We start from the raw sequence: 25,663 nt of genomic DNA, 5'->3' as shown, positions 1-25,663 counted from the left end.
TGTGGCCGCGCCTCCCCCCTTTTCGCACGGGCGAGATCGGCGAAACGGTGACGGAATCGAATTAGCCCGGGCTTGCTCCCATCGGGGGATTCGGCTTGCCGAATCGACCGGTCAGACCCATAAAGTGAGACCCAGGCCATAAAGTGAGACCCAGGCCATAAAGAGAGACCCTGGCGCTCTATGCCTGTTGTCTGGGGCAGAGCTGTCCACGCCCGGCCGAACATCTTGAACGGCTGGGCCAAATCCAAGAAAAGACGATCATGACCGACGACACTTCCGACAACGCCCGTTCCGGCCGTACCCCCGGCACCGCTGACGAATTCGACCGGCGCGACGCCCTGCGTGCGGTGGCCGCCGTGGTGCGCGGCGACGGGATCGAGGTGGACGCCGACAGCACCCCGGCGCGCTGGTCGGTCGCGGTCAACCATGTCGTCCAAATCCCCGGCACCGACCGCAAGCTGAAACTGCGCTTCAAGGTGGCGCTCGGCCCCCTGCCGGACATCGAGGCCGACCTGTGGGGTCTGCTGACCATCGACGAGGGGTTCGGCCGGCCGCAGGCCAAGGCGCTTGGGAAGCGGGTCAAGGGCGCCTGCCTGTCTTCTCCCGCCATCGCCAAGGCGAAGGACCGGGTTGACGGCTGGTTCGCCTCGATGGGGCAGCGGGCTGCCGGCTTCGGCGAGTCCTGGCGGCCGAAGGGGTTCGCTGATGAACTCGGCCGCGTCGTCGGTTTCGGTGGCCGCATCCCGCGCCTGCAGACCCTGCTCGACGCGATGGAGGAGGCCTTCTCGACTGCCGCCGCCCGCGCCGGCCTGAAGGTGCGGCGGGAGCGGCTGGAGAACGCGTCCGGCATGGGCGTCTATCTCGACAGCTTCACGACCGCCCGCGCGATGATCCGCAAGCTGCGGCTGTTCGTCGGTCCGACCAATTCGGGCAAGACCCACGCCGCCATGGACCGGCTGGCCGAGGCGGAGAGCGGCTGTTACCTCGCGCCCCTGCGCCTGCTGGCGTTGGAAGGGCAGGAGGCGCTGGAGACCCGCGGCCGGCCCTGCAGCCTCGTCACCGGCGAGGAGCGCGATGTGCGGCCGGGCGCCGCCTTCACCTCCTCCACCATCGAGATGGTGAACACCTCCAAGGTGTGGGGCGCCTGTGTCATCGACGAGATCCAGATGATCGGCGATCCGGACCGCGGCTGGGCCTGGACGCAGGCGGTGGCCGGCGTCGCGGCGCCCGAGATCCTGATGACCGGCTCCGCCGACGCCATCCCCTACGTCAAGCGTCTGGCCGACGCCATGGGCGAGGAGCTGGAAGTCATCGAATTCACCCGCAAGTCCCCTCTGCGCGTGCAGGAGGAGCGTGTGAAGCTGGACGAGGTGAAGTCCGGCGACGCGCTGATCGCCTTTTCGCGCAAGGACGTGATGGCTCTGCGTCACGACCTGCTCGGCCGCAACCACAATGTCGCGGTGATCTACGGCGCCCTGTCGCCGGAGGTCCGCCGGGCCGAGGCGCGCCGATTCCGCGAGGGCACCGCCGACGTGCTGGTCGCGACGGACGCCATTGGCATGGGACTGAACCTGCCGGTCGCCCGCGTCGTGCTGTCCACCACCCGCAAATATGACGGACGGGAGGAACGTGAGCTGACCGCGTCGGAGATCCGGCAGATCGGTGGACGGGCCGGCCGCTTCGGCATGCATGAGGAAGGCCGTGTCGCCGTGCTGGACGGCGAGAACATCAACCCGGTGCGCCGGGCCCTGACCTCGCCGCCGGTGCCGCCGGAAGACCCGCGCTCTTGGATCTCCCCCAACCTCAGCCATGTCGAGGCCATCGCGCGGGAGCTGGACACCGACAGCCTCGCCAAGGTACTGCGCACCGCCGGGCAGGAGTTGCTGCGTGCCAACCAGACCTTCCGCATGACCGACCTGGAACAGCGCATCCAGGCCGCCGCCGCGGTGGACCGCGCCAAGCTGCCGCTGGCGCAACGCGACATGCTGGCCCGCTGCCCGATCGACACCCGCGACCAGAACAACCTCCGCCTTCTCGGCGGCTGGGCGGTCAACCAGGGCAGGGGCATCCCCAACGCCGCCCCCGACGCTGCCGAGCGCTTCCGCCACAGCGTCGGCACCGATGTCGAACTGGAGAAGGCCGAGCGCGCGGTGAAGGAGTTGACCGCCTATGCGTGGCTGGCCTACCGCTTTCCCGACGCCTATCCCGAAATGGATCTGTGCCAGGAGCGCCGGGCACACCTTAACGCCTTCATCGAGCGGACGCTCGCCGAACGCTCGCTCGCCCGCGCCTGTCCGGTTTGCGGCACGCGGCTGAAGGCAAACCACCGCTTCCGCGTCTGCGACAATTGCTACAGCAGCCGCGTCGAGGAGCGCCGGGGCGGCCGTCGCGGTCCGCCGGAGCGCGGCGACAAGCCTGGCGCGCACCCGCACCATTTCCACCATCCGGTTGCCAAGGAGGGCAGCCGCGACACAGGCCGGGGTGCTCCCCGCACCGGCCGCGGTCCGAAGCGGCGTGGCGTCACTCCCTAAAGTCCCCTCTCCCGCCACGGGAGAGGGGACTCACGCCGCCGCGCTGCTGTCCGTCCCCTCGCGTTTCGGCCAGACGATCTCCTCGACCGTGCCGTTCTCGCCCAGGAAATAGCGGCGCAGCGGTGCCAGATCGGCACCCAACTCGTAAACCAGCGGGCGGCTGGTGGGGATCTCGAACAGCGGGATATCCTGATCGGCGACGTCGTCCAGATGCTTGACCAGTCCGCGCAGGCTGTTGCCGTGGGCCGACACCAGCACCCTGGCGCCCAGCCGCAAGACCGGGGCGATCTCGTCGCGCCAGAAGGGGATGACGCGCTCGGTGGTGTCCTTCAGGCTCTCGCCGCGTGGCAGGTTCACCCTTGCGAGGCCGGCGTAGCGGCGGTCCGAGACGGCCGAGCGCGGATCGTCCGGTTCGATTGGCGGTGGCGGCACATTCCAGCTGCGCCGCCACTGGAACACCTGATCCGCCCCGTGGCGTTCCGCCGTCTCCGCCTTGTTCAGTCCCTGCAACCCGCCGTAATGCCGCTCGTTCAGACGCCAGTGCTTGTGCACCGGCAGCCACAGCCGGTCCATGTCGCGGAGAACGAGGTGCAGTGTCTCGATGGCGCGGCTCAGCACCGAGGTGAAGGCGATGTCCACGTCGATGCCTGCCGCCTTCAGCAACTCGGCGGCCTGACGGGTCTCGGCGATGCCGCGGTCGGTCAGACCGACATCGGTCCATCCGGTGAAACGGTCTTGCGCATTCCACACGCTCTGGCCATGGCGCAGCAGGATCAGCCGGTGCATCGCGGACCTCCCTTCGTCTCCTGCCGTCTTGAAACGGCGACATTCTGAAACAGGGCTGTAACCGGGCAGGTTCCCGCGACAAATCACCGCACTCATTGACGGGTAAGGGATCAGGCGGAGCATCCTGAGGTTTCAATCCGGTTTCTTGATTGCTTCCGGAGACACCAATTATGTCAGCCGCGAAATCATGGCGACATACGCGAACAATAATCCTGCGGTACGGTCACCCTACTTGGAAACGCCGGCCCCCGCCGGCCGCAGCGGAAGGGATGGGACGATGACGGAACCGAACACGGGAACGCAGACTTCATCCGGCAACGCGGGCCTGCGGGGCGCACCGCCGAACCATTCCGATTATCGCCCCAGCAACCTGACAACCTTGCGTACCGAGGCCACGATGCTGCATCATCATGACGTCATCTCCAGAGCCGTTTCGACCGACCGCGAGATCACTCTGGAGGCGCTTCGTGTGTTCACCTATCTGAGCCGCAGGCTCCATTTCGATCGCTCCGTTCCGGTGCTCCAGTCTGAACTGGCTGATGCGCTGGGCATGCAGCGGCCCAATGTGAACCGGGCCATCAAGCTGCTGGAAACCAAGCAGATTCTTCTGCGGGAATCCAAACTGGGGCGCGCGATCACGTTCCGGCTGAATCCGGGACTGGAGGGCGGCCGGGCCTGAGTGTTTGGTCAGGGATGGAATGATAGTCGAGACCCGTGAACTGTTCTTCACCAATTCCGCCCTGAAGAAAGCCATAGCCTGGTACCAGAAGGCTCCCAATCAGACGGACCTGCCGTTCGGCGTCGTCACCACGGTGTCCCCGACATCGGAAGGCGGTCTGTCAGTCCAGATCCAGCAGAGCGGCGCCTCCAGAACCCGGGAGGTGCTGTTCACCCCCAGCAAAACACTGGCGCTGCTTCTGCTGTTCTGCCGCCGCCAGAAGGTTCCGATCCCCCGTGATGCCGCGAAGGAGATCGAGACGGCCGACGACGGTTTGATTTTGATCGTGCGTGGCGAGACACAGACATTCGCGCCTCCTCACTGAATTGACCGCCTCGACCGGTCCGCCGTCGCGCATGCCGCACGTGCGGCTATTTGCCGTTTCCCTTCTTCCGAACCCAGCAGGCGGCAACAACGGCGTAATTTATTAAAAGTAGCAATCGTCCCGGTGACCACGCCGATCTGTTCCGCGGTCCTGTCGGGGCTATGCTTATCCAACGGATAGGTTGTTACGATATAAGTCATAGTCGCCAAGACCGATCGCGTTGCATTTCTTCCTGTGATATTGTTTCGTTGGTTAATGGGGCTAAGCTATAGTTCCAAACCCTCTGCCAAACGAGGAAATTCGGGGTGATTTGTCATTCCAACATTCCGAGTTGTTGAGATCTGTTCTTAATTGTTTCGTCCGGTCCGGCGCCGGCGAAACAATGCTGGCCCTGTCGAAACAATGGTCGATCCTTCTGCCGATTTGACCTGATTTTCCGTCCGCTTACGCCGTATCGCCACATCCAGGATCTGCCGCCGATGATCGTCACCTGTCAGTCGCTGCCGCTTTGGAAGGAGCTTCGGCCTGGTTCGCCGCGGGTCCGTCCAATGTCGGTGTGACCTGACCGATGTCATCACCACGGATGTCCCACTCCCAATTGACATTCTCCGCCGCCCTTCACCGGATCGCCGCCTCGCCACGGACGCTGGTCGCCTTCCTGTGTGCGTTGCTGGCGCTGCTGGGAACCGCTTCATGGGCAACCGTGACGGCGCTCGATTACCGGGACACGCTCGAACGTGCCGAGAGCGACGCGCGGGAAGCGGCCATCCTGTTCGACAGCCATGCGCGCGGCGTGCTGGAGGCCAGCGTCGCCCTCCTCCAGCAGGTTGCCGGCCGGATGGACGGCCGCGGCCTGAACTCCTGGGGGGAGCGCACCCTGCCGGAGGCGATGGCGGTGGAGCGCAGCGGCCGCCTCACCTTGCTCGGCGCCGATGGATCGGCGATCTACGGCGCCCCCGTCGCCTTTGCGGAACCGGAAACCAGCGACGGCCTGTCCCTTCTGGTCCGCCCCTTACCGCCGGAGGAGGAGCGACAGATCCTGCCGGCCTTCGGGCATGTGGCGGGACAGCCGGCCATTCTTCTCGCCCGCCGCATCCACACCGCGGCGGGCGTTTTTGACGGTGCGGTTCTGGTTGCCGTACCGGTCGCGGTCCTCGAACCGGTGCTGAAGGCCTTCAGCGACGCGAGCGCCCGGTCGGTCGGCCTGTACCGTCCCGACGGCATCCGCCTTGCAGGATTGGGCGCCCCCTCGCTCGGCCCCCTGCCGCGGTTGGAGGAGGGAGGCATCCGGATCGACGCGAACTGGCTGGTGAGCGGCAAGCCCTCGATTCTCGGGGTTAAGCGGATGATCACCCTGCCGATCCTGTCGGCGGTGACGATCCCGCGCTCCACCGTTCTGGCTCCCTGGTATGCCCGGATGGAGCGCGGCCTTGCCGTGGTCGTCGCCGGCGTCGCCGCACTGGCCGGTCTCTCATTGCTCGGCGCCGCCAGCCTGGGTCGCGAGGCCCAGGCCCGTCAGGCCCTGACCGAGGCGAACGCACAGCTCGAGCAGGCCAATGTTCAACTCGAACAGCGGGTGGAGGAGCGCACGGCGGCGCTCAGCGCCCTCAATGTGAAGCTCAGCCGCGCCCTGGAGGAGAAGGAGCGTGCCAACCAGGCCAAAGGCCGATTTTTGTCGGCGGCAAACCATGATTTACGCCAACCTTTCCAGGCTTTGCGGCTGTTTCATCACATTCTGATGGAACGCCTCGCCGACACGCGCGACCGCGGAATTGCCGAGAAGATGGGCGAAGCGCTCGACGCCGGCGAGAAGCTTCTCCATGCCCTGCTGGAGGTGGCGACGCTGGATGCCGGCGTGGTGCGACCACAGCTGGCCGATGTGCCGGTGTCGGCGGTGTTCGAGGATCTGCTGGCCGAATTCCGCGGCCTGGCGGCTGAGAAGGGGCTTGTCCTGCGCGCGATGCCGACGCGCATGGTGATCCGGACCGACCGCACGCTGCTGACCCGCATGCTGGGCGATCTGGTGCGCAACGCCATCCGCTTCACCGACAGAGGCCGCGTCACGATCGGCTGCCGCCATCAGGGCAATCGTCAGGGTAGGTGGCTGCGCATCGAGGTGTGGGACACCGGCACCGGCATCCCGCCAGACCAGCTCGACAACATCTTCGAGGACTTCGTCCAGCTCGGCAATCCGGAGCGTGACCGCCGCCAGGGTCTTGGACTGGGCCTCGCCAAGGTGCGGCGCAAGGCGGCACTGCTTGGCCATACGGTGGAGGTGCGCTCCCGTCAGGGCCGCGGTTCGGTCTTCGCCATCGGCGTGCCGGTGGTTGGAACGGAACGGCTTTCCTCTCCGGTGGCGGTGCCGGATATCGATCCGGTGATGGCGGGCGACCGGTTGATCCTGGTGGTCGAGGACGACCCGATCCAGCGCGACGCCGTGCGGCTGCTGCTGGAAAGCTGGGACTATCGCGTCGTGGCAGCCGACGAGGGCGAGAACGCGTTGGCGCTGTTCGGCGGGATGAAGACTCAGGACGGCGCCACGGCGGCCGATGAGCCCGCTCCCGATCTCATCGTCAGTGACTTCCGCTTGCCGGGCCGGCTGACCGGCGTACAGACGGTGGCGAAAGTGGGGGAGCGGCTGGGCCGTCCGGTGCCCGGCCTGATCCTGACCGGCGACACGGCACCGGAACGCATCCGCGAGGCCGTTGCCACCGGCTGCCGTCTTCTGCACAAGCCGGTGTCGCCGGAGGAGCTGCGCGATGCCATTGCCGCCATCCTGTCGGAACGGCCGGGATGCCGGCAGGCCGGCAATGGCGAAGCGGCTATGGAAAACGAGTCGGCGGCGTGAGTTGGATCGGACCCGATTTGACGCGTGAATCCGATCGTCGGACCGATGGCTTAACCCTTTCTGAAGTCAGATTGGCCCACACTGGCACCAGGGAAGGGAGTTCACGGGACCATGGTGCAGAATCGCACGCTCAAGCGTCTCGATCAGGCGCAACTCGATCAGGCGGTGCGCAAGCACGAGATGTTCCGCAACGCCAGGGTCGGCGGTGCGCGCGCCAACCTGTCCTTCTGCGACCTGTCGGGGCTGGACCTGTCGGGGCGTGATCTGGCCCATGCCGATTTCGTCGGTGCCAGCCTGCGCGGTGCCAATCTGTCCGGCGCGCGGCTCGACTGCGCCTCCTTCTTCGTCGCCGACCTGCGGCAGGCCAACTTCGACAGCGCCAGCCTGATCAAGGCCGATCTGCGCGGCGCCTGCCTGCGTGGGGCGATCCTGGTCGGCGCCAACCTGTTCGAGGCGGATCTGCGCGACGGCTCGCTGGCGGAAAAGGATCGGTCCGGCCATCTGCACATGGTGCAGATCGACTCCACCCCGGCGGAGGCCGACGGCGCCGACCTGTCGGGAGCCAATCTGACCAACGCCCGGATGTCCGGTGTCATGGCCGTTCATACCGACTTTTCCGACGCGGTGATGCGCGGCTGCAAGCTGGTGCGGGCGACCATGCGCGGCGCCAACTTCACCGGCTCCAACATGGAGGGTGCCGATCTGTCCGGTGCCGACCTGCGCGGCGCCTGCCTGCGCGGCGCGGTGCTGACCGGCGCCACCATGGTGATGACTGACCTGACCGACGCCGACGTGGAGGAGGCGCTGACTGACAAGCCCGTCGGCCGGGTGGTGGCGGAGCTGGGGCAGTCGCTGGAGGATCTGCTGGCCGACCATATGAGCTGGGTGGGGTCGAGCGGGGCGCAGGGCGCGATGCTTGACCTGTCCGGTTTCGACCTGCGCCATGCCCCGTCGCTGGCCCACTTGTGCCTGACCATGCTGCGTGCGGCCGGTGCGACGCTCTATGGCCTGGATCTGACCGGCGTGCAGCTGCAGGCCGCGGTGCTGGACCGGGCGGATCTGCGTGGCGCCAAATTGACCGACGGCGATCTGCGTGGCATCAGCCTGCGGAGCGCCAAGCTGAACAACGCCGATCTTCGCAACGTCAACCTCCGCCCCCTGGTGTTCGACGAGCAGCGATCCCGCCCCGCCGACCTGTCGGGGGCGAAGCTGCGCTATGCCGATCTCAGCGGCGCCTGCCTGCGCTCGGTCAATCTCGGCAATGCCGACCTGTCCTTCGCCAACCTGCGCGGCTGCGACCTCGCCAGGACCGACCTGACCGGCGCCAAGCTGTTCGGTGCCAAGCTGGAGCGCCGGGCCTTGACCGAGGGGGCGATCCTGGACGGGGTCGCCGGGTTGAAGTTCTAGGCGGCCGACCGCGCGACTTTCTGGAGCAGACGGCGCAGGTCCAGTGCCGCGCGGTCGGCGATGCGCTGCGCCTCGACCAGTACACCGGTGAGATCGCCGACCTCCGGCGCGATTTCGCTGGCGGCGTCGGACATGATGTCCAGTTCGCCCGCCGCCTTTTCGATCAGTCCGGTCACAACGCCTGCGGCACCGGTGGCGGAGTCAAAGCCAGCCATGACAGTTCCCCTTATGAAAATATGGTTATTGGGAGTGTGTCGCAATCTGTCGCCTTGCGCAACGGCTTCTGCTGCGTTGCACAAGATGCGGCGCCGGCAGTGTCTGCTTGCACCGTTTGTGGCGGCGGCGGTACACACGGGAAGGCTGTTTTGAGTGGAAAGGGCCAGAAGATGCCGGAAACGGTTCCATCCGACCGCGTGACCGCGGCCGCCGCCGCTCTGACGGTCTATCTGACGGATAGGCAGTTCGATGCCGACAAGCTCAACCGGTTCGCAACGCTCTGCGACGAAACCCGCCGCTCCCTTGACTTCGACAGCCGGATGGACCTTGCCGAACGGCTGGAACGCGCAATGCCGACGACCGACACCATCCGGTTGCACTCCGTCCTGTTTCAGTTGACCGGTGACCTTTATCACCTGGAACGCATCTTCCATTACCTGATCCTCGGCGGCGACAGCGCCGATCCGGCTGCGTTGCACTACACCCACTGGTGCATCTCGCGGCAGCTGTTCCTGGGGACGGCCAGCGGCGAGAAGCTGTCGACCTTCGTGGCCTGCGACCTGTTCCGCTATTACACGGCGATGGTTCGACAGATCGCGCGGCGCTGGGGGCTGACCCCGGCACGGGCAGCCCTTCGCGAGGGGCCGATCCGCCGCGTCGCCGTGGTGACCAACCAGTTCACCAACCAGGGGCATCAGCCGACCCGCGACTGCTTCGACTTCGCCGCCCGCATGCAGGACGAATTCGGGCTGGACGTCGCGATCATCAACGTCAACGGCTTGCCGGTCCGGGTGGAGAACCTCTTCATCCCGCCGATGGTGGCCGACGTGGCGGCTGATCTGGATGGGGTCTATGCGTTGAAGATGTTCGGCCGGCAGGTCAAGGTCGCCTCCTTCACCGAACCTGCCTTCAGCCAGAGCAAGCTGCGTGTGATCGTCGAGGCCATAGAAGGCTACGATCCCGATCTGATCGTCGCCTTCGGCGGCTCCAACATCGTCGCGGATCTGTTCGCCGAGGCCGATGCCCGGCCGGTGGTCGCCATCCCCACCACCTCCGGCATCACCATCTCCCTGGCCCACATCGTGCTGGGTTATGAGGAGAACGATCACACCCGCTCCATCCCCGCACTTTACCGGGCGCCTTTCGCCCGCCGGTTCCGCCCCTTCACCTTCGGCTTCACGCCGCCGCCGTCCGAAGGGAGGCGCGTTGAGACCGGTTTCGCCGACGGCACTTTCCTGTTCGCGGTGGTCGGCAACCGTCTTGATCTGGAAGTGTCCGCGGAGTCGCTGGAACTGTTCGACGACATCCTGGAGCACTGCCCGGACAGTGCGCTGGTCTTCGCCGGCGAAGTGAAGGAACTGCCGGGCCGCCTTGCCCTCCTGCGCAACCGCGACCGCATGCGCTGCCTCGGTCATGTCCCCGACATCCTTGCCTTCTACAGCCGCTGCGGCGCGTTCCTCAATCCCCCGCGCCAGGGCGGCGGCGGCGGCGCTTCCTATGCCCTGGCGGAGGGGGTGCCGGTGATCAGCTATGGCTGGGGGGATGTCGCCAGCAATGCCGGCCCGGACTTCTGCGTGTCCGACCGTGATGCCTATCTGACGCGCGCAGTGGCGCTGGCCACCGATGCCGACGCCCTTGCCGGGGCCAGACGCGCCGCCAAGACGCGCTTCGCTGAAATCGGCGACCGCAACCGTTGCGTCGAACGGCTGCTCGCGTATGGAGAGGAGGCGCGGGGCCTGCTGCCCAACGCACGGGCCACCGCTAATTAACCTTCCTTCATGTTTTCGTGAAAGACTGGTCTCACCAGACTGATCCGATTGGAAAGCCGTCCCTTGTCGAACGCCGCCGCAAGCCGCAACTCCAGCCGTCCGCCGATGTCGATCGCCGGCCGTCCGATCGGCCGGGGGCATCCGCCCTATCTGATCGCGGAGATGTCGGGCAACCACAATGGCGACCTCGGCCGCGCGCTGGCCCTGGTGGACGCGGCGAAAGAGGCGGGGGCCGACGCGGTCAAGCTGCAGACCTACACCGCCGACACCATCACCATCGCCCATGATGGCCCCGGCTTCCGGCTGGAAGGTGGGCTGTGGGACGGACGCACCCTGCACGACCTCTACCGCGAGGCGCACACCCCCTGGGAATGGCATGCGCCGCTGTTCGAGCGGGCGCGGTCGCTCGGATTGACCATCTTCAGTTCCCCCTTCGACGAGACCGCGATCGAGCTGCTGGAGGATCTGGACGCTCCGGCCTTCAAGATCGCCTCGTTCGAGTTGATCGACCTGCCGTTGATCCGCCGTGCCGCCCGGTCCGGCAAGCCGCTGATCATCTCCACCGGTCTCGCCACACTGGGCGAGATCGATGAGGCGGTCGCCGCCGCCGGCGACGTGCCTCTCGCCCTTCTGCACTGCGTCAGCGGCTATCCCACCCCGCCGGAGGATTGCAACCTCCACACGATCCCGCATCTGGCGGAGTGCTTCAACGGCGTCACCGCCGGCCTCTCCGACCACAGCCAGGGCATCGCCGTGCCGGTCGCCGCCGCGGTGATGGGCGCCACGGTGATCGAGAAGCATTTCACCCTGTCGCGCGCCGATGGCGGGGTCGACAGCGCCTTCTCGCTTGAGCCGGCGGAGTTCAGAGCGATGGCCGACGCCGTCCGTACGGCGACCGCCGCCATGGGCCGGGTCGATTACGGGGTGAAGCCCAGCGAGGCTGGCGGGCGCGACTATCGCCGCTCCCTCTATGTCGTCGCCGACGTCGAGGCGGGGGACGCGCTGACCGCAGCCAACGTCCGTTCCATCCGCCCCGGCTTCGGCATGGCGCCCAAGCATCTGCCGGACGTGCTCGGCCGCCGCGCCGGCCGCCGCCTGAAGCGCGGGGAACCGCTGGGCTGGGACATGCTGGCGCCCGCGACGGAGGACCCGCATGGGTAAACCGCGCATCGTTGCCATTTCCCAGGCCCGCATGACCTCCACCCGGCTACCCGGCAAGGTGCTGATGCCGGCGGCCGGCCGGCCGCTGTTGGCCCACCATCTGGAGCGGCTGTCCCGTACTCCCAGGCTCGATGCGGTGGTGTTGGCGACGACGGTGAACACCACCGACGATCCGGTGGCGGCCTGCGCGCAGGGTTTGGGCATCACGGTGTTCCGTGGTGACGAACAGGACGTGCTGGGCCGCTTCGCCGGCGCGGCGGCGCTGGCCGGGGCCGATCTGGTGGTGCGCGTCACCGCTGACTGTCCGCTGATCGATCCGGCCCTGGTCGGCCGTCTGATCGCCACTTTTCAGCAAAGCCAGCCGCTGGATTACCTGTCGATCGACAGCACCCGCTACCCCCGTGGCCTCGATGCCGAGATCTTCCCGCGCCGCCTGCTGGACGAGGCGGCGGCCACCGCCACCGACCCGGCGGAGCGGGAGCATGTCACCCCCTACATCTACAATCATCCCGATCGTTTCCGGCTGGGGATGGCGCTTGTCCCCGACATATCGGCGGATCCGGCAGATTCGTGGTTGGAAGGTCAACGCTGGTGCGTCGACGAGCCCGCCGACTATGAGCTGGTGCGTCGCCTGCTGGAGGCGCTGCTGCCGTCCGACCCCGGTTTCGGCTGGCAGGATTGTTGCAGAACTCTTCGCGAACACCCTGATTGGGTGGACATCAACCGTTCGGTCCGGCAAAAGACGCTGCACTGACCGGTGCCGCAGTTCGACAAAGGAGAAAACTTATGGATCGCAATGAATTCCTTCTCGCCCTTGACGAGATGCTCGAACTGGATCCCGGCACGCTGACTGGCGACGAGACCCTGGAATCGCTGGATGCTTGGGATTCGCTGGCGGTCATCAGCTTCATCGCGCTGGTGGACGAGAAGACCGGCGTCGTTGTGGAAGGCGAGAAGCTGGCCAAGGCCAAGACGGTCGGCGATCTGCTGGCCCTGGCGGGTGCTCCGGTTACGGCCTGACCGGTGCCCGTTTCCCGGCCCGTTTCGGCCCGCCCCGTTTCGGAAGCAAGCCGCCTGCGTGCCGGCGTCGCCACCGTCGCCGGTGGGCCGGCGGCTTATCTGTCGGTCGGCAGCGGCGGCGTTCCCGTCCTGCTTCTGCATGGCTTTGCCGGCGACCGCCTGACCTGGCAGTTCAACCTGTCGGCCCTGTCGTCGCGCCGTCGCGCCATCGCCGTTGACCTGCCGGGCCATGGCGGATCGACGCCGGACGTCGGAAGCGGCCGGGTCGCCGACTTCGCCCCTTGGCTGGTTGAATTCCTCGACGGGTTGGAACTGCCGCAGGTGCATGTGGTCGGCCATTCGATGGGTGGCTATGTCGCCCGCGAACTGGCCGGGCTGGCCCCTGACCGGGTGGCGAGTCTGACCCTGCTGTCCAGCGCCGGGCTGGGAACGCCCTTCGACCTGGGTTTCCTGCGCCGGGCCGTCGCGCCCGCCGACGTGGCGGAGGGCCGCGCCTGCGCCGAGCGTTTGTTCGCCGGCCCCTCGCTATTGATCCCCCGCTTCGGCGAGGTGCTGTACGCCCAGGGCGCCGACCCGGTTCGCCGCGCCGGGCTGGAACGCATCATCGAGGTGTCCTTCGCCGCCCATGCCGATGGCGGCGGCCCTCCGGTCGACTGGAGCGCCTATCCGATGCCGGTACAGGTTCTGTGGGGCCGCGAAGACCATATCATCCCATTGCCGCCCTCCGGTCGCCTGCCCGCGTCCGCCCCTTTCCACGTCTTCGACAATGCCGGCCATCTGCCGCACATCGAGGCCGCCAGCCCGGTGACCGCCACCATCCGGGCCTTCCTGGATGGCTGCGACGATGGCCGGGCGGCGTCCCACTCCGCTGAGCCGACCAGACCATGACCGACAGCATCTTCGCCCTGATCGCCGAGGAACTTGGCCGTATCGCCGCCGACAAGGGGGAATTGCTGCCGCCCCTGACGGCGGACAGCCGCTTCCTGGACGGGGATCTGCCCATTGATTCCCTCGACCTCGCCACGCTGCTGGTGGTGCTGGAACAGCGGACCGGGCAGGATCCTTTCCGCGCGGGCTTCCGCCAGTTCACCACCGTCGGTGAACTGGCGGCGCTCTACACCGTTTCGGCATGACAGGCCGCCGTCCCGACTGGATCCATCCTGCCTTCCGTCTGATCGAAGGGAGGATTCTTTCGGCTGGGCGGAGATCTGCGCGCTGCCCGTCCCGGCCGGTGGCGTTGTCCAAGCTGATCGGCCGTCACGCGTGCTGGCCGCCCTGGCCGCTGCGCAGGCGGCGGGGCAGGGACTGTTGCTGGCCCGCGGCACCGTGGATCCGAACGGGTGGCTGCCGGGGCAGGGCTTCACCGTCACGCTGGAAAGTTCCGGCACCACAGGGACACCCAAGCGCCTGCGCCATGATTTCTCCCGTTTGCGCGGCCGCCTGCGTGGCGTGGCGGAGGAGGGAGCCCGCTGGCTGCTGACCTATGATCCCGGCGCCTTCGCCGGCCTGCAGGTGATGCTGACTGCGGCGGCGGCCGGGGCGCTGCTGGTCGCCGTGCCGGATGCGGGTGCCGGCACCGTCGCCGCGCTGGCGACGGCGGCGCGGCGGCATGGCGTGACCCATGTCAGCGGCACGCCCAGCTTCTGGCGCGCCTTCCTGATGGCGCTCGGCGATGCCGAACTGCCGCTGGCTGCGGTGACCCTTGGCGGCGAGACGGCCGACCAGCCGATTCTCGACCGGTTGGCGGAACGCTTTCCCAAGGCGCGGCTGCGCCACATCTATGCGTCGACCGAGGCGGGCGCGCTGTTTGCCGTCGCCGACGGCCGGGCCGGCTTTCCGGCTGGCTGGCTGGACGAGGCGCCGGATGGGCTGGAGCTTCGCATCGCCGATAACGTGCTGGAGGTGCGGAGCCCGCGCGCTGCGCCGGGGGCGGTCGATGCCGATGGCTGGCTGTCCACCGGCGATCTCGTGGAGCGTTGGGGCGACCGGGTGCTGTTCACCGGCCGGCTGGACGGGCTGGTCAATGTCGGCGGAGTGAAGGTCTCGCCGGAAGCGGTGGAGCGCCGTCTGCTGGCGGTCGACGGGGTGGCCGATGCCACGGTTCTGGCGGTGGCGAGCCCGATCACCGGCCATCTGCTGACCGCTACGATCGTACCGGTTCCCGGTGCGGAGGAGACCACTCTGCGCGCCGCCCTGCGGGCGGCCACCGCCGATCTGCCGCCGGCCGCCCGTCCGCGCGTCCTGACCTTCGCCGACCATATCCCGCTGAGCGCCGCGGGCAAGAAGAGCCGAAAGGGATCCCAATGACGGCCGTCGATTCCTCCCCGACCGATTCCTCCCCGGCCAAGCGCCACGTCATCGTCACCGGCGGCAGCCGCGGGCTCGGCCTCGCGCTGGTGGAGGCGCTGCTGGCCGACGGCTACCGGGTCTCCACCTGCAGCCGCTCATCCTCCGACGCGCTGGAACTGCTGGCCTGTCCCGACCTGTTCTGGCGCCCCTGCCGGATCGGCGACGGGGCGGAGGTCCGGGCCTTCTTCGACGCCGCCGTCGCCTGGGGCGGAGAATCGCCGCTGTGGGGGCTGGTCAACAATGCCGGCATTGCCCGCGAAGGCGTGCTGGCGACCTTTCCGGAGATCGATGCCGAGACGGTGATCCAGACCAACCTGACCGGCGCGCTCCAGGCGGCCCGCGCCTTTCTGCGTGCCAAGCTGGTGGCGCGCGGGGCAGGCGCCCAAGGTGGGCGCATCGTCAACATCTCCTCCATCATCGGACAGCGCGGCTATGTCGGGCTGGCTGCCTACTCGGCGTCGAAGGCCGGGCTGGACGGGCTGACGCGGGCACTGGCCCGTGAGGTTGGACGGCGGGCGATCACCGTCAATTCGGTGGCGCCGGGCTATCTCGACACCGAAATGTCGGGCACGCTGTCGGATGGGCAGCGTGACCAGATCGTGCGCCGCACGCCACTGGGCCGGCTGGGCACCGCGGCGGACGTGGTGCCGCTGGTCCGTTTTCTGCTGGGCGACGGCGGTGGCTTCATCACGGGGCAGACCCTGACGGTGGACGGCGGCATCACCTGCTGAAGCGGCGCAGACCGCTTTGGCAGAACGCTGCATGGGAAGAGGGGAGGCGGAGATGGTCGCCAGCCGGATCGACGGGGTGTGCGTACGCGGTGTCGTCGGCTGCGTTCCGGAACGGCGTGAGACGGTCGGGGATCTCGCCCGCCGCTTCGGCGAGGACGCGGCCCGCAAGATCGCCGCCGCCACCGGCATCGAGGAGCGGCGGATCGTCGCTCCCGGCCAATGCACAAGCGATCTCGCCGAGGCCGCCGCCCGCCGTCTGCTCGATGGGCTGGGTTGGGAGCCAGGCAGCGTCGACCTGCTGATTCTCGTGACTCAGACCCACGACCATACATTGCCGGGCACCGCCTCGCTGCTGCACCGGCGGCTCGGGCTGCGCAAGGGCGCGGCGGTGCTCGACCTCACCCATGGCTGCTCCGGCTTCATCTATGGGCTGTGGACCGCCGGCGGGCTTCTGAAGGCGGCCGGGCGGCGGGCTCTGCTGCTGGTCGGCGACACCACCTCGCGGCTGGTCGATCCCGAAGACCGGGCGGTCGCCCCGCTGTTCGGCGATGGCGCTGCCGCCGTCGCTCTGGAACTGGACGACAAGGCGGCACCGATGGCGTTCGATCTGGGCAGCGACGGCGCCGGTGCACCCTATCTGGCGGCGGATGGCGGGGCAATGCGCCATCCCGACCGTCCGGCACGCCTGTTCATGGACGGAACCCAGGTGTTCGCCTTCACCCTGCGCGAGGTGCCGGGCAGCGTGCGCGCCGCATTGGACGGCGCCGGCTGGACCGCGGACATGGTCGATCACCTCGTCCTGCATCAGGCCAACGCCCAGATGATCCGCCATCTGGGACAGAAGTTGGGAGTGGCGGCCGATCGCACCGTCATCGCCCTGCGCGAGGTCGGCAACACCAGTTCCGCCTCCATTCCCCTGGCCATTGCCACGGTGCTGGCCGACGGGCTGGCCGCCGGCCAGCACCGGCTGCTGCTGTCCGGCTTCGGAGTAGGCTGGTCCTGGGGCAGCGCGGCGCTGGCCGTCGGACCGCTGGCGGTGTGCGAAACGGTTGAGCTGCCCGGCAGTAAGTGCCCGGCAGAATCTGCCGCCCCGGCAAGCCCTGCCCCCTGACCGGCAGTTTTTGCCGATGGCTAGGCAAAATTTGCCGGGCATTTTCCTGCCCACCGGCACGGATTGCCAAGGAAACCCGGCAAATTTGAACTGGCCCACTTCTTGCCTACCACTTTGGCGGGGGAATTAGTCCCCTTCCGGACCAAGCGTTCCGAAAGCGGTGCGCGTCCGGACATTGATCCTCCAAAGGAGTGGCTACCATGGCCGGCAACGTTACCCTGTCCTCTTCAATGCGGACCAACCTGCTGCAGCTGCAAAGCACGCAGGAACAGATCAACAAGAAGCAGAACATCCTGTCGACGGGCAACAAGGTCAACACCGCCCTCGACGGCCCGACCGCCTTCTTCTCGGCCAAGGGTCTGAACCAGCGCGCCGGCGACCTGACGTCGCTGAAGGACGCGATGGGCCAGTCGATCAGCACCATCCAGGCCGCCGACAAGGGCCTGACCGCCATCGACTCCATGGTCGACCAGGCCAAGGGCCTGACCACCGCCGCCTATGCGGCGCTCGGCAACGATGCCGCCTCCATCGCCACCCGCAAATCGCTTGCCGCCCAGTTCAACACGCTGCGTGGCCAGATCGACAAGCTCGCCGGCGACAGCGGTTACGGCGGCAAGAACCTGATCGCCGGCAACGGCCTCAGCATGGACAGCACCAGCGCGTCCCGTGCCGCCGTCAACACCATCACCGGCGTCGACAACGCCCGCGTCACCAACGTGCAGTCGGCCGACACCTACTCGATCCGCATCAAGGGCGACGGTTCGATCGAAGGCAAGACCGACGACATTTCCGCCGCCGAGAGCGCACACGGCCTGACCGGCCTGAAGCTGTCGGGTACGATGTCCAGCACCTCGGGCAGCTTCTCCAACGTCCAGATCGAGGTGCGCGGCGCCAACGGCCGCAGCCGCGATTTCATCGTGTCGGACGGCAGCGAGAGCCGCACGATCTCCTACTTCGACAACTCGCAGACGACCTCGACCGCCCTGAAGACGGCCGCTACGACGGGTGTGGCCCAGGTGTCGACGGTGAATGTCGGCGGCACGATCGAAGAAGGCGACATCTTCACCATCACGGTGGAAGGCCAGTCCTTCAGCTACACGGCGACCAAGGGTGACGTGGCCGTCGGCCAGAACGCCGCGGTCAACGTGGCGACCAATCTGCGCAACTCGATCAGCACGGCCCTCACCGGCAGCGGTCGCCTGGTCGGCAAGGACCTCGCGTCCGTCTCGGTCAACGCCAGCGGCGGCACCATCACGCTCACCGGCAACAGCACCGCCGGCGCGGTGACCGACTTCTCGCTGACTTCCAGCGCCACCAACGCGCTGACCAAGAAGATCTCGGAAAGCTTCGCGTCGGGCACCATCGTGTCCTTCACGGTCGACCGTCGTCTGCTGGAAGCGGCCAACAACCAGGGCAACGGCATCTCGACCATCGAGAAGAAGGTCGACCTGCAAATCCAGGTCACCAACTCCAACGGCGCCCAGGTCACCCGCGACGGCCTGAAAGACCAGGGCGACGGCAAGCTGTCCAGCGGCGACCAGGCCTTTGCCTTCGACAGCGGCACGGTCCATGTGGACGTCGATGCGAAGACGATCAAGAAGGCCGCTTCGGCCAACTGCTCGGCCAACATCATCACCAAGCAGATCTCCGACGCCAACTCGAAGAACGACATCACGGTCCAGCTGAACGAGACGAACACGAACTCGATCACGGTGGGCGCGGTGAACCTGACCACCAGCGGTCAGGGTCTGAAGCTCGACGAAGCACAGAACGGCTGGACGGACCGCGCCGACATCGACAAGGCGGTGGCCGGTCTCGACAACGCAAAGTCAACAATCCGCTCCGCTTCGCAGTCGCTGTCGACCAACCTGAACATCATCACGACCCGTGAGAACTTCACCAAGGAGTTCAGCGACGTGCTGACGGAAGGCGCCAGCAAGCTGACGCTGGCCGACCAGAACGAGGAAGGCGCAAGCCTGCTGATGCTGCAGACCCGTCAGCAGCTCGGCACCATCGCCCTCTCGCTGGCCAACCAGTCGCAGCAGTCGATCCTGCGTCTGTTCTAAGGCGTAGAGTTCGGACGGCAAGTTCGGGTAGGATCACGCCCGGCGGGCGGCGGCATCAGGCCGCCGCCCGTTTCTTTTTTGGGTCGGACCGTGCTGGCAAAGGCTGGGCGGCGACGGCCCGCAAGCCCCGGGTTCCTCACTCATGCCACTCAAGTTCGTGCTTCGTCCCAACGAGAAGGTCATCATCAACGGTGCCGTCATCGGTGCCGGCGACCGTCCGGGCTCGTTCTTCCTCTACAACACCGCCAATTTCCTGCGCGGCCGGGAGGTTCTGAAGGAAGAGCAGATCGATTCCATCGAGAAGAAGCTCTATTTCGTCATTCAGCTCGTCTACATCTTCCCCGAAGATTCGACGCTGAACCTTCAGCGCTTCGCCTCGATCCTCGACGAAACCCGCGAGGCGCGGCCGGACGCCGCCAAGATGCTGGACGAGATCGCGCGTCTGGTCGAAAGCCGCAATTACTATCGGGCGCTGAAGCTCTGCCGCAAGCTGTTCAAGGCGACCGACGGCGGGACATTTGAAGGCGCCACCAGTGACGATGACGACACCCCAACAGCAGATCGGACGCCGTGACCGCCGCCGATCTGCTGGACACCGCACTGCCGCTCCACCGCGCCGGCCGTCTCGCCGAGGCGCTTGTGCTTTACCGCCGGATTCTGGCCGATGATCCGGCAAATGCCGACGCGCTCCACCTGTCGGCGATCATCGCCCACCAGACCGGCCGCACCGCCGGGGCCCTTGCCAATCTCGGGGCCGCATTGGCCGTGCAGCCTGACTTCACCACGGCCTACAACAGTCTCGGCAACGTCCTGGCCGATCTTGGCATGCTGGACGAGGCGCTGAACGCCTATTCGGTCGCGATCCGGCAGGACGACCATTATGTCGAGGCACACAACAACCGCGCCGCCGTGCTTCAGCGGCTCGGCCGACGGGAGGAGGCGGCAGAGGCCTATACCCGTGCGCTGACTGTGGGACCGGACAACCTGACGGCGCGCTTCAATTACGGCATCCTGCAACGGGAACTGGGGCAGATCCCGCCTGCGGCGAACGCCTTCTATGCGGTCGTTCAGGCCGATCCCTCCCATTCCGCCGCATGGCGGCATCTGGCGATCTGCCTGCGCGGGCTGGGTCATCCCGACGCCGAAGTCTGTCTGCGCCGCGCTCTGGAAGACGCGCCGGCTGACGAGGAACTGTCGCTGGAGCTCGGCGGGTTGCTGAACGGCCGCGGTGCCTATGAAGCGGCCGGCGGCGTCCTGGCTCCGGCGGTCGCAGCGCATCCCGGCAATGTGCAGTTGCATTTCAGCTATGGCACCGCCCTGCAGGGCATGAAGAGGCTGAGGGAGGCGGTCGCGCAGTTCCGTCTGGCGCTGGACCGCGAGCCGACGATGCAGGGAGCCTGCAACAATCTGGGTGTGGCCCTGCTCGAGCTGGGCGAGATGGGGGAGGCGGCGCGGGTGCTCCGCCGCGCGGTCGCGCTCAGCCCCGGCGACGCCATGACTGTGAACAACCACGGCACTTCGCTGGAGAACCGCTACGATCTGAAGAGCGATTTCGAGCGGGCGGCGCGCTGGTATCGGCGCGCTCTGCGGCTGCGTCCCGATTACGGGAAGGCGTTGGTCAATCTTGCCGGTGTCCATATCGCAAGGCGAGATCCCCATCGTGCCGAGCTTCTTTATCGCAGTGCCGCCACGGCCGACCCAGGGAGTGTGGAGGTCCATGCCAACCTGGCCGGCCTGCTGTTCGAGCATGACGACCTTGGCGGTGCGGTGCGGATGTACCGGCGCGCCCTGGCGATCGATGCCAACAACCCGGCTGCGCTGACCGGTTACGGTCTCGCCCTCCAGACGCTCGGCCGAATCGACGAGGCGGAAGCGGTCCATCGGCGTGCTCTGGAGATAGACGGCCGCAATGCGGAGGCCGCGGGCAACCTCGGGATGATGCTCTGGCAGTACCGCCAGGACGCTGCCGCCGCCGAACCCTGGATGGACCTTGCCCTGTCGGTCAATCCGTCACTCAACACCGCGCATCTGAACCGCGGCATGCTGCGGCTTTCCCGCGGCGAACTGCCCGGCGGCTGGGATGGATACCGCCGGCGTTTCTGGGCGAAGGGCTATGTGAACCGCCGGATCGCCGCCCCCCTGTGGCAGGGGGAGGATGTCGGCGGACGACGACTGCTGGTGTGGCGGGAACAGGGGGTGGGCGACGAGATCATGTTCGCCTCCTGCTACCCGTCACTGATCGCACGCACGGGGCATGTGGTGATCGAATGCGACCGGCGGATGGTTCCGCTGTTCACGCGGTCCTTTCCCCGGGCGACGGTCAGGGCCGAATCGGTCGACGCCGCCGGCCTCGAAACCATCCAGCCGCCCGGCGTCGATGCCCATGCACCGGCCGGTGACCTGCCGGGATACCTGCGGGGCAGCCTGTCCGGTTTCGAAGGGCAAGCCCCCTGGCTGGTACCGGACGCCGTGCTGGCGGAACGCTGGCGCGAACGGCTGGCGGGCTTGGGACCGGGCCTGCGGGTCGGCATCGGTTGGCGCAGCCAGACGATGACGACCGAGCGCAAGGCCGCCTACGTGATGCTGGAGCATTGGGGACCGCTGTTCGCCGTCCCCGGACTTGTCTTCGTCAATCTGCAATATGACGATTGTGAAGCCGAACTGCGGGCGGCGGAGGAGCGCTTCGGCGTGACGATCCACCGTTGGGCCGACCTCGACCTGAAGGACGATTTCGACGGGGCGGCGGCGCTGACAGCCAACCTGGATCTGGTGATCTCGCCGGCGATGTCGGCGGGCGAACTGGCGGGGGCGCTGGGGGTTCCGGTATGGCGCTTCGGTGCCCGCGACTGGACGCAGCTCGGCACCGGTGCACGCCCCTGGTTTCCGACCATGCGCCTCTTCCAGCCCAATCCCGGCGAAGGGCTGGAGGTGACGCTTACCCGGATGGCGGCGGAATTGCGGCGCACGGCCTCCCGCAGGCCGCCGGGACAGCGGCCTGCGGCACAGCAGCCCGATCCGGCCGGAACCGCGAAGCCGGACGGTGACGCCGACCGCCAGATGGCGGAAGCCGTTGCCCTTTACCGCACCGGTGCTGCGGAAGCGGCGGAGGTGTTGGTGCGGCAACTGCTCGACCGGCAGCCCGATCATCCGGTCGCCCTGCATCTGGGCGGCGTACTGGCAAAGCGGCGTGGCTCGCTGGAGGAGGCACAGGTTCTGCTGACGCGCGCCTCCGCCGCCGACCCGCAGAATGCCTCCGCCCATGCCGCCCTGTGCGAGGTCCAGCAGGGGCTGGGACAGTTCGATGCCGCCGACCGGTCATCGCGCGCCTGCATCTCCCTGCAGCCCGAAACAGTCGGCCATTGGGTCAACCGGACGGCGCTGCTGCGCCGCATCGGGCAGGTGGAAGCGGCCCGCTCCGCAGTGACGCATGCGCTGCGCCTGCGACCCGACCTGGCTCCCGCGCACGGCCATTTTGCCGAGTTGGCGACCAGCCCCGGGGATTCGGTGAAAGCCCACCAAATCGCGGTCAGCCTGACACCGGCGGCGGCGGACGTGCTCAGCAACCTTGGCAGTGCTCTGCATAAACTGCTCCGTTTCGACGAGGCGGCGCGCCTGCTGGAGCACGCGACCCGCTGTGACCCCGGCCTCGCCATTGCCTGGACCAACCGGGGCAATGCCCTGGAGGCTTTGGGCAAGGTTGCGGAGGCGGAGGCCTGCCATCGGACAGCCATCGACCTCGCACCGTCGCTGGCCGACGCGCACGGCAACCTTGCCTATCTGTTGAAGCAGCACGGGAGGCAGGAGGAGGCGCTTGCCGCCTTCGATGCGGCGCTGGAGGCCGATCCGAAGCACGCGCAAGCCCGCTACAACCGGTCCCTCCTGTTGCTGGAGACAGGCACGCTGCGGAGCGGCTGGGCTGATCATGAATGGCGCTTCGCGACGCCGCAGTTCCGGGACCAGCGCCGCCGGCTGACCATGCGGGCGTGGCGTGGCGAGAATATCGCCGGTCGCCGCCTGCTGGTCTGGCGGGAACAGGGGGTGGGGGACGAGCTCCTGTTCGCCTCCTGCTATGAGGAGGCGATGCGCCGCGCCGGGCGGCTGGTAATCGAATGCGACCGGCGGCTGGTGCCGCTGTTCGCGCGCTCCTTCCCCGCTGCCGATGTCAGGCCGGAGACCGCCGATCCGCGCGACGCCGATCTCCACATCGCCGCCGGTAGCCTGTCGCGTCTGCTGCGCGCCGACCTGAAGCGGTTCCCGGCGCGGCCGTCCTGGCTGGTGCCGGACCCGAAGCTGGTGGAGCGCTGGGGCGAGCGGCTGGGGGGGTTGGCGGCTGGGGCGCAGGGGCCGGGCCTGCGGGTCGGCATCGGCTGGCGCAGCCAGTTGATGACCGCCGACCGCAAGGCCGCCTACGTGATGCTGGAGCATTGGGGAGCGCTGTTCGCCGTCCCCGGGCTGGTCTTCGTCAACCTGCAATATGGCGACTGCGAGGACGAACTGCGGGCGGCGGAGGAGCGCTTCGGCGTGACGATCCACCGTTGGGCCGACCTCGACCTGAAGGACGATTTCGACGGGGCGGCGGCGCTGACCGCCAATCTTGATCTGGTGATCTCGCCGGCGATGTCGGCGGGCGAACTGGCGGGGGCGCTGGGGGTTCCGGTGTGGCGGTTCGGCGCCCGCGACTGGACGCAGCTCGGTACCGGCGCGCGCCCCTGGTTTCCGACCATGCGCCTGTTCCAGCCCAGTCCCGGTGAAGCATTGGAGGCCACCATCGGGGCGATGGCGACGGCTTTGCGGGCCAGCGCGGCGCCGCGGTGCAGAGCGGCCGCGCCGTCTGGAGCCGATGGGGCAGGGAGCGGCGATGGTGACCCCGCGGAGCCGGACCCCGACCCGGACGGGTTGCTGGAAAGGGCCGTCGCCGCCCATCGCGCCGGCGCCCTGGATGTCGCTGCCCCCCTTTATGAACGGGTGCTGGCGGGCCGCCCGCGCGACCCTGTCGCACTGCATCTGTCGGGCCTGCTCGCCCACCAGTCCGGGGAGCCCGGGCGAGGGGAGCCGAGGATCGCGGCTGCGGTCACCGAGGTTCCCGATTATGCGACGGCGCATATCAGCCTGGGAAATGTCCGGCTGGCGCTTGGTCGGCCGGGGCTGGCGGCGGCGAGTTTCCGGACCGCACTGGCGATCCAGCCTGACAGCGCGGCGGCCTTGACCAATCTTGGCAACGCGCTTGACGCGCTGGGACGGAGCGAGGCGGCGGTCCGGCTCCAGTGGCTGGCGGTCGCCGCCGACCCGGAGGTCGCGGAGGCGCACGACAATCTGGGCGTGGCGCTGGCCCGGCTGGGCCGCTGGGACGAGGCCGAGCGTGCACATGTACAGGCCATTCGCTGCGCGTCGGGACTGGAGGCGGCATGGCTGAATCTGTCGGTGGCGTTGCGCCGCCTGGGGCGGCCGGACGCGGCGGAACGGGCAGGGCGCCATGCCCTGGCACTGGTCCCGGCTTTGGCTGATGCAATGGCGAACCGGGGCCGGCTGTTGCGCGAACTGGGGGACGATGCCGGGGCGGGATTCTGGTGTGACCGTGCGTTGATGGCGGAACCCGGCCACGCGGCGGCGGCCCTCAACGGCGGGATCCTGTCTCTGGCAGCCGGTCGGCTGGCTCAGGGTTGGGACGGCTATGAGCGCCGCTTCGACACGCGCGACATGGCATCGGCATCACGGCTGCCCGGTGCCCCTCTCTGGGACGGCGGAGACCTGTCGGGGCGGCGCCTTCTGGTCTGGCGTGAGCAGGGGATTGGCGACGAACTGATGTTCGCCCAGCTTCTGCCGGACCTGATCGCCCGTGTCGGGCGGATGGGCGGCCATATCCTGGTCGAATGCGATCCCCGCTTCGTGCCGCTGTTCACCCGCTCCTTCCCGCTGACGACGGTGCGGCCGGTCCCGGCCAAACCGGACGAGCCGTCAGCCGACGTCGATGCTCACATCCCCATCGGATCGCTGTCACGCCATCTCGGCTCCACCCTTTCGGCCTTCACAAGGGTGAAACCGGCCCTGCGGGCCGACCCGGCGGCGGTCGAAAGCTGGCGGCGGCGTCTGGCCGGGTTGGGCGAGGGCCTGCGGGTCGGCATCGCGTGGCGCAGCAGCCAGCTCGACCCGGACCGCATGCCGGACTACACCCGCACCGAGGATTGGCGGCCGGTGCTGAGCCTGCCCGGCCTGATCCCAATCAACCTGCAATATGGCGACTGCGGAGCCGAACTGGCGGCATGCGAGGCCTTCGGCCGCAGCCCGCATGTCTTCGCCGACCTCGACCTGCGCAACGATCTCGACGGTACTGCGGCACTGATGTCGGCGCTCGATCTGGTGATCGCGCCGGCAACCTCCACCGGCGAGCTGGCAGGCGCGCTCGGCGTACCGGTCTGGAGGCTGGGTCGGGCAGGCGATTGGACGGCGCTCGGCACCGGTGTACGTCCCTGGTTCCCATCGATGCGGGTGTTCCGGACCGCTCCCGGTCAGCGGGTGGCGGACCTGTTGCCGTCGGTGGCCGCGGAGCTTGAGCGGTTCCGCCAAGCCGGTCATTAAAAAAAAGCCACCAAAAAAGCCGGGCTGAGGCGGTCCGCCTCAACCCGGC

Annotated in this window: 19 protein-coding genes; 17 read left to right on the top strand and 2 right to left on the bottom strand. The window is 67.8% G+C overall.

The window, feature by feature from the left end:
• The first annotated feature begins 260 nt into the window (after positions 1 to 260).
• Positions 261 to 2,531, top strand: a complete 2,271-nt coding sequence (locus E6C72_RS13005; RefSeq protein WP_109084328.1) for a helicase-related protein — start codon at positions 261 to 263, stop codon at positions 2,529 to 2,531.
• Between the two features lie 30 nt (positions 2,532 to 2,561).
• Here E6C72_RS13005 and gpmA read toward each other — a convergent pair whose 3' ends face one another.
• Positions 2,562 to 3,317 carry a 2,3-diphosphoglycerate-dependent phosphoglycerate mutase gene (gene gpmA / locus E6C72_RS13000; RefSeq protein ID WP_109084329.1) on the bottom strand — a complete coding sequence of 252 codons (756 nt, stop codon included), beginning with the start codon at positions 3,315 to 3,317 and terminating at the stop codon, positions 2,562 to 2,564.
• Positions 3,318 to 3,594: 277 nt separating this feature from the next.
• Here gpmA and E6C72_RS12995 point away from each other — a divergent pair, with 277 nt between their 5' ends.
• The 4 genes from E6C72_RS12995 (at position 3,595) to E6C72_RS12980 (ending at position 8,615) form a co-directional block, all read left to right on the top strand.
• Positions 3,595 to 3,996, top strand: coding sequence for a helix-turn-helix domain-containing protein (locus E6C72_RS12995; RefSeq protein WP_109084330.1), 402 nt, complete (start codon positions 3,595 to 3,597; stop codon positions 3,994 to 3,996).
• Positions 3,997 to 4,015: 19 nt separating this feature from the next.
• Positions 4,016 to 4,360 carry a hypothetical protein gene (locus tag E6C72_RS12990; RefSeq protein ID WP_109084331.1) on the top strand — a complete coding sequence of 115 codons (345 nt, stop codon included), beginning with the start codon at positions 4,016 to 4,018 and terminating at the stop codon, positions 4,358 to 4,360.
• Positions 4,361 to 4,958: 598 nt separating this feature from the next.
• The gene (locus E6C72_RS12985) at positions 4,959 to 7,208 is read left to right on the top strand and encodes a hybrid sensor histidine kinase/response regulator (RefSeq protein ID WP_247875496.1); all 2,250 of its coding nucleotides are present in this window, start codon (positions 4,959 to 4,961) and stop codon (positions 7,206 to 7,208) included.
• Positions 7,209 to 7,319: 111 nt separating this feature from the next.
• Positions 7,320 to 8,615 carry a pentapeptide repeat-containing protein gene (locus E6C72_RS12980; RefSeq protein ID WP_109084333.1) on the top strand — a complete coding sequence of 432 codons (1,296 nt, stop codon included), beginning with the start codon at positions 7,320 to 7,322 and terminating at the stop codon, positions 8,613 to 8,615.
• Here the strand turns inward: E6C72_RS12980 and E6C72_RS12975 are convergent.
• The gene (locus tag E6C72_RS12975; RefSeq protein WP_109084334.1) at positions 8,612 to 8,830 is read right to left on the bottom strand and encodes a hypothetical protein; all 219 of its coding nucleotides are present in this window, start codon (positions 8,828 to 8,830) and stop codon (positions 8,612 to 8,614) included. The two genes, E6C72_RS12980 and E6C72_RS12975, sit on opposite strands and share 4 nt — an antisense overlap.
• Positions 8,831 to 9,001: 171 nt before the next feature.
• On the opposite strand from E6C72_RS12975, the gene E6C72_RS12970 reads away from it, so the two are divergent.
• From E6C72_RS12970 to E6C72_RS12915, 12 genes are all read left to right on the top strand, one after another.
• On the top strand, positions 9,002 to 10,600 hold the full coding sequence (locus E6C72_RS12970) for a hypothetical protein (RefSeq protein WP_247875497.1): 1,599 nt from the start codon (positions 9,002 to 9,004) through the stop codon (positions 10,598 to 10,600).
• A 105-nt stretch (positions 10,601 to 10,705) separates the two neighbouring features.
• Positions 10,706 to 11,761, top strand: coding sequence for a pseudaminic acid synthase (gene pseI / locus E6C72_RS12965; protein WP_109084345.1), 1,056 nt, complete (start codon positions 10,706 to 10,708; stop codon positions 11,759 to 11,761).
• Entirely contained in the window at positions 11,754 to 12,515 is a 762-nt protein-coding gene (locus tag E6C72_RS12960) for a cytidylyltransferase domain-containing protein (RefSeq protein ID WP_109084336.1), read from the top strand. Before pseI ends, E6C72_RS12960 begins: the two co-directional genes overlap by 8 nt.
• Before the next feature lie 32 nt (positions 12,516 to 12,547).
• On the top strand, positions 12,548 to 12,781 hold the full coding sequence (locus E6C72_RS12955; protein ID WP_109084337.1) for an acyl carrier protein: 234 nt from the start codon (positions 12,548 to 12,550) through the stop codon (positions 12,779 to 12,781).
• Between the two features lie 3 nt (positions 12,782 to 12,784).
• Positions 12,785 to 13,669: an alpha/beta fold hydrolase gene (locus tag E6C72_RS12950; protein WP_109084338.1), complete on the top strand. Its 885-nt coding sequence runs from the start codon at positions 12,785 to 12,787 to the stop codon at positions 13,667 to 13,669.
• Positions 13,666 to 13,914: a phosphopantetheine-binding protein gene (locus E6C72_RS12945; RefSeq protein WP_109084339.1), complete on the top strand. Its 249-nt coding sequence runs from the start codon at positions 13,666 to 13,668 to the stop codon at positions 13,912 to 13,914. Before E6C72_RS12950 ends, E6C72_RS12945 begins: the two co-directional genes overlap by 4 nt.
• A gap of 130 nt (positions 13,915 to 14,044) precedes the next feature.
• Positions 14,045 to 15,088 carry an AMP-binding protein gene (locus tag E6C72_RS12940; protein ID WP_247882134.1) on the top strand — a complete coding sequence of 348 codons (1,044 nt, stop codon included), beginning with the start codon at positions 14,045 to 14,047 and terminating at the stop codon, positions 15,086 to 15,088.
• A complete protein-coding gene (locus E6C72_RS12935; protein ID WP_109084341.1) occupies positions 15,085 to 15,861 on the top strand; it encodes an SDR family NAD(P)-dependent oxidoreductase in 777 nt (258 codons plus the stop codon). Before E6C72_RS12940 ends, E6C72_RS12935 begins: the two co-directional genes overlap by 4 nt.
• Positions 15,862 to 15,913: 52 nt before the next feature.
• A complete protein-coding gene (locus E6C72_RS12930) occupies positions 15,914 to 16,972 on the top strand; it encodes a 3-oxoacyl-ACP synthase III family protein (protein ID WP_109084342.1) in 1,059 nt (352 codons plus the stop codon).
• Between the two features lie 200 nt (positions 16,973 to 17,172).
• Positions 17,173 to 19,038, top strand: a complete 1,866-nt coding sequence (locus tag E6C72_RS12925) for a flagellin (RefSeq protein ID WP_136700755.1) — start codon at positions 17,173 to 17,175, stop codon at positions 19,036 to 19,038.
• Between the two features lie 142 nt (positions 19,039 to 19,180).
• Positions 19,181 to 19,612 (top strand): flagellar biosynthesis repressor FlbT, encoded by a 432-nt coding sequence (locus E6C72_RS12920; protein ID WP_109865429.1) that lies wholly within the window; start codon positions 19,181 to 19,183, stop codon positions 19,610 to 19,612.
• Positions 19,609 to 25,614, top strand: coding sequence for a tetratricopeptide repeat protein (locus tag E6C72_RS12915; RefSeq protein ID WP_136700754.1), 6,006 nt, complete (start codon positions 19,609 to 19,611; stop codon positions 25,612 to 25,614). Before E6C72_RS12920 ends, E6C72_RS12915 begins: the two co-directional genes overlap by 4 nt.
• Positions 25,615 to 25,663: the final 49 nt, after the last annotated feature.

It is taken from the genome of Azospirillum sp. TSH100, assembly GCF_004923295.1.
Lineage (GTDB): Bacteria > Pseudomonadota > Alphaproteobacteria > Azospirillales > Azospirillaceae > Azospirillum.
This window is presented reverse-complemented; position numbering and strand designations above follow the sequence as displayed.

Coding starts and splice junctions, on each gene's coding strand:
- E6C72_RS13005 (WP_109084328.1), top strand. CDS start 261: ATGACCGACGACACTTCCGACAACGCCCGTTCCGGCCGTACCCCCGGC.
- gpmA (WP_109084329.1), bottom strand. CDS start 3,317: ATGCACCGGCTGATCCTGCTGCGCCATGGCCAGAGCGTGTGGAATGCG.
- E6C72_RS12995 (WP_109084330.1), top strand. CDS start 3,595: ATGACGGAACCGAACACGGGAACGCAGACTTCATCCGGCAACGCGGGC.
- E6C72_RS12990 (WP_109084331.1), top strand. CDS start 4,016: ATGATAGTCGAGACCCGTGAACTGTTCTTCACCAATTCCGCCCTGAAG.
- E6C72_RS12980 (WP_109084333.1), top strand. CDS start 7,320: ATGGTGCAGAATCGCACGCTCAAGCGTCTCGATCAGGCGCAACTCGAT.
- E6C72_RS12975 (WP_109084334.1), bottom strand. CDS start 8,830: ATGGCTGGCTTTGACTCCGCCACCGGTGCCGCAGGCGTTGTGACCGGA.
- E6C72_RS12970 (WP_247875497.1), top strand. CDS start 9,002: ATGCCGGAAACGGTTCCATCCGACCGCGTGACCGCGGCCGCCGCCGCT.
- pseI (WP_109084345.1), top strand. CDS start 10,706: ATGTCGATCGCCGGCCGTCCGATCGGCCGGGGGCATCCGCCCTATCTG.
- E6C72_RS12960 (WP_109084336.1), top strand. CDS start 11,754: ATGGGTAAACCGCGCATCGTTGCCATTTCCCAGGCCCGCATGACCTCC.
- E6C72_RS12955 (WP_109084337.1), top strand. CDS start 12,548: ATGGATCGCAATGAATTCCTTCTCGCCCTTGACGAGATGCTCGAACTG.
- E6C72_RS12945 (WP_109084339.1), top strand. CDS start 13,666: ATGACCGACAGCATCTTCGCCCTGATCGCCGAGGAACTTGGCCGTATC.
- E6C72_RS12935 (WP_109084341.1), top strand. CDS start 15,085: ATGACGGCCGTCGATTCCTCCCCGACCGATTCCTCCCCGGCCAAGCGC.
- E6C72_RS12930 (WP_109084342.1), top strand. CDS start 15,914: ATGGTCGCCAGCCGGATCGACGGGGTGTGCGTACGCGGTGTCGTCGGC.
- E6C72_RS12925 (WP_136700755.1), top strand. CDS start 17,173: ATGGCCGGCAACGTTACCCTGTCCTCTTCAATGCGGACCAACCTGCTG.
- E6C72_RS12920 (WP_109865429.1), top strand. CDS start 19,181: ATGCCACTCAAGTTCGTGCTTCGTCCCAACGAGAAGGTCATCATCAAC.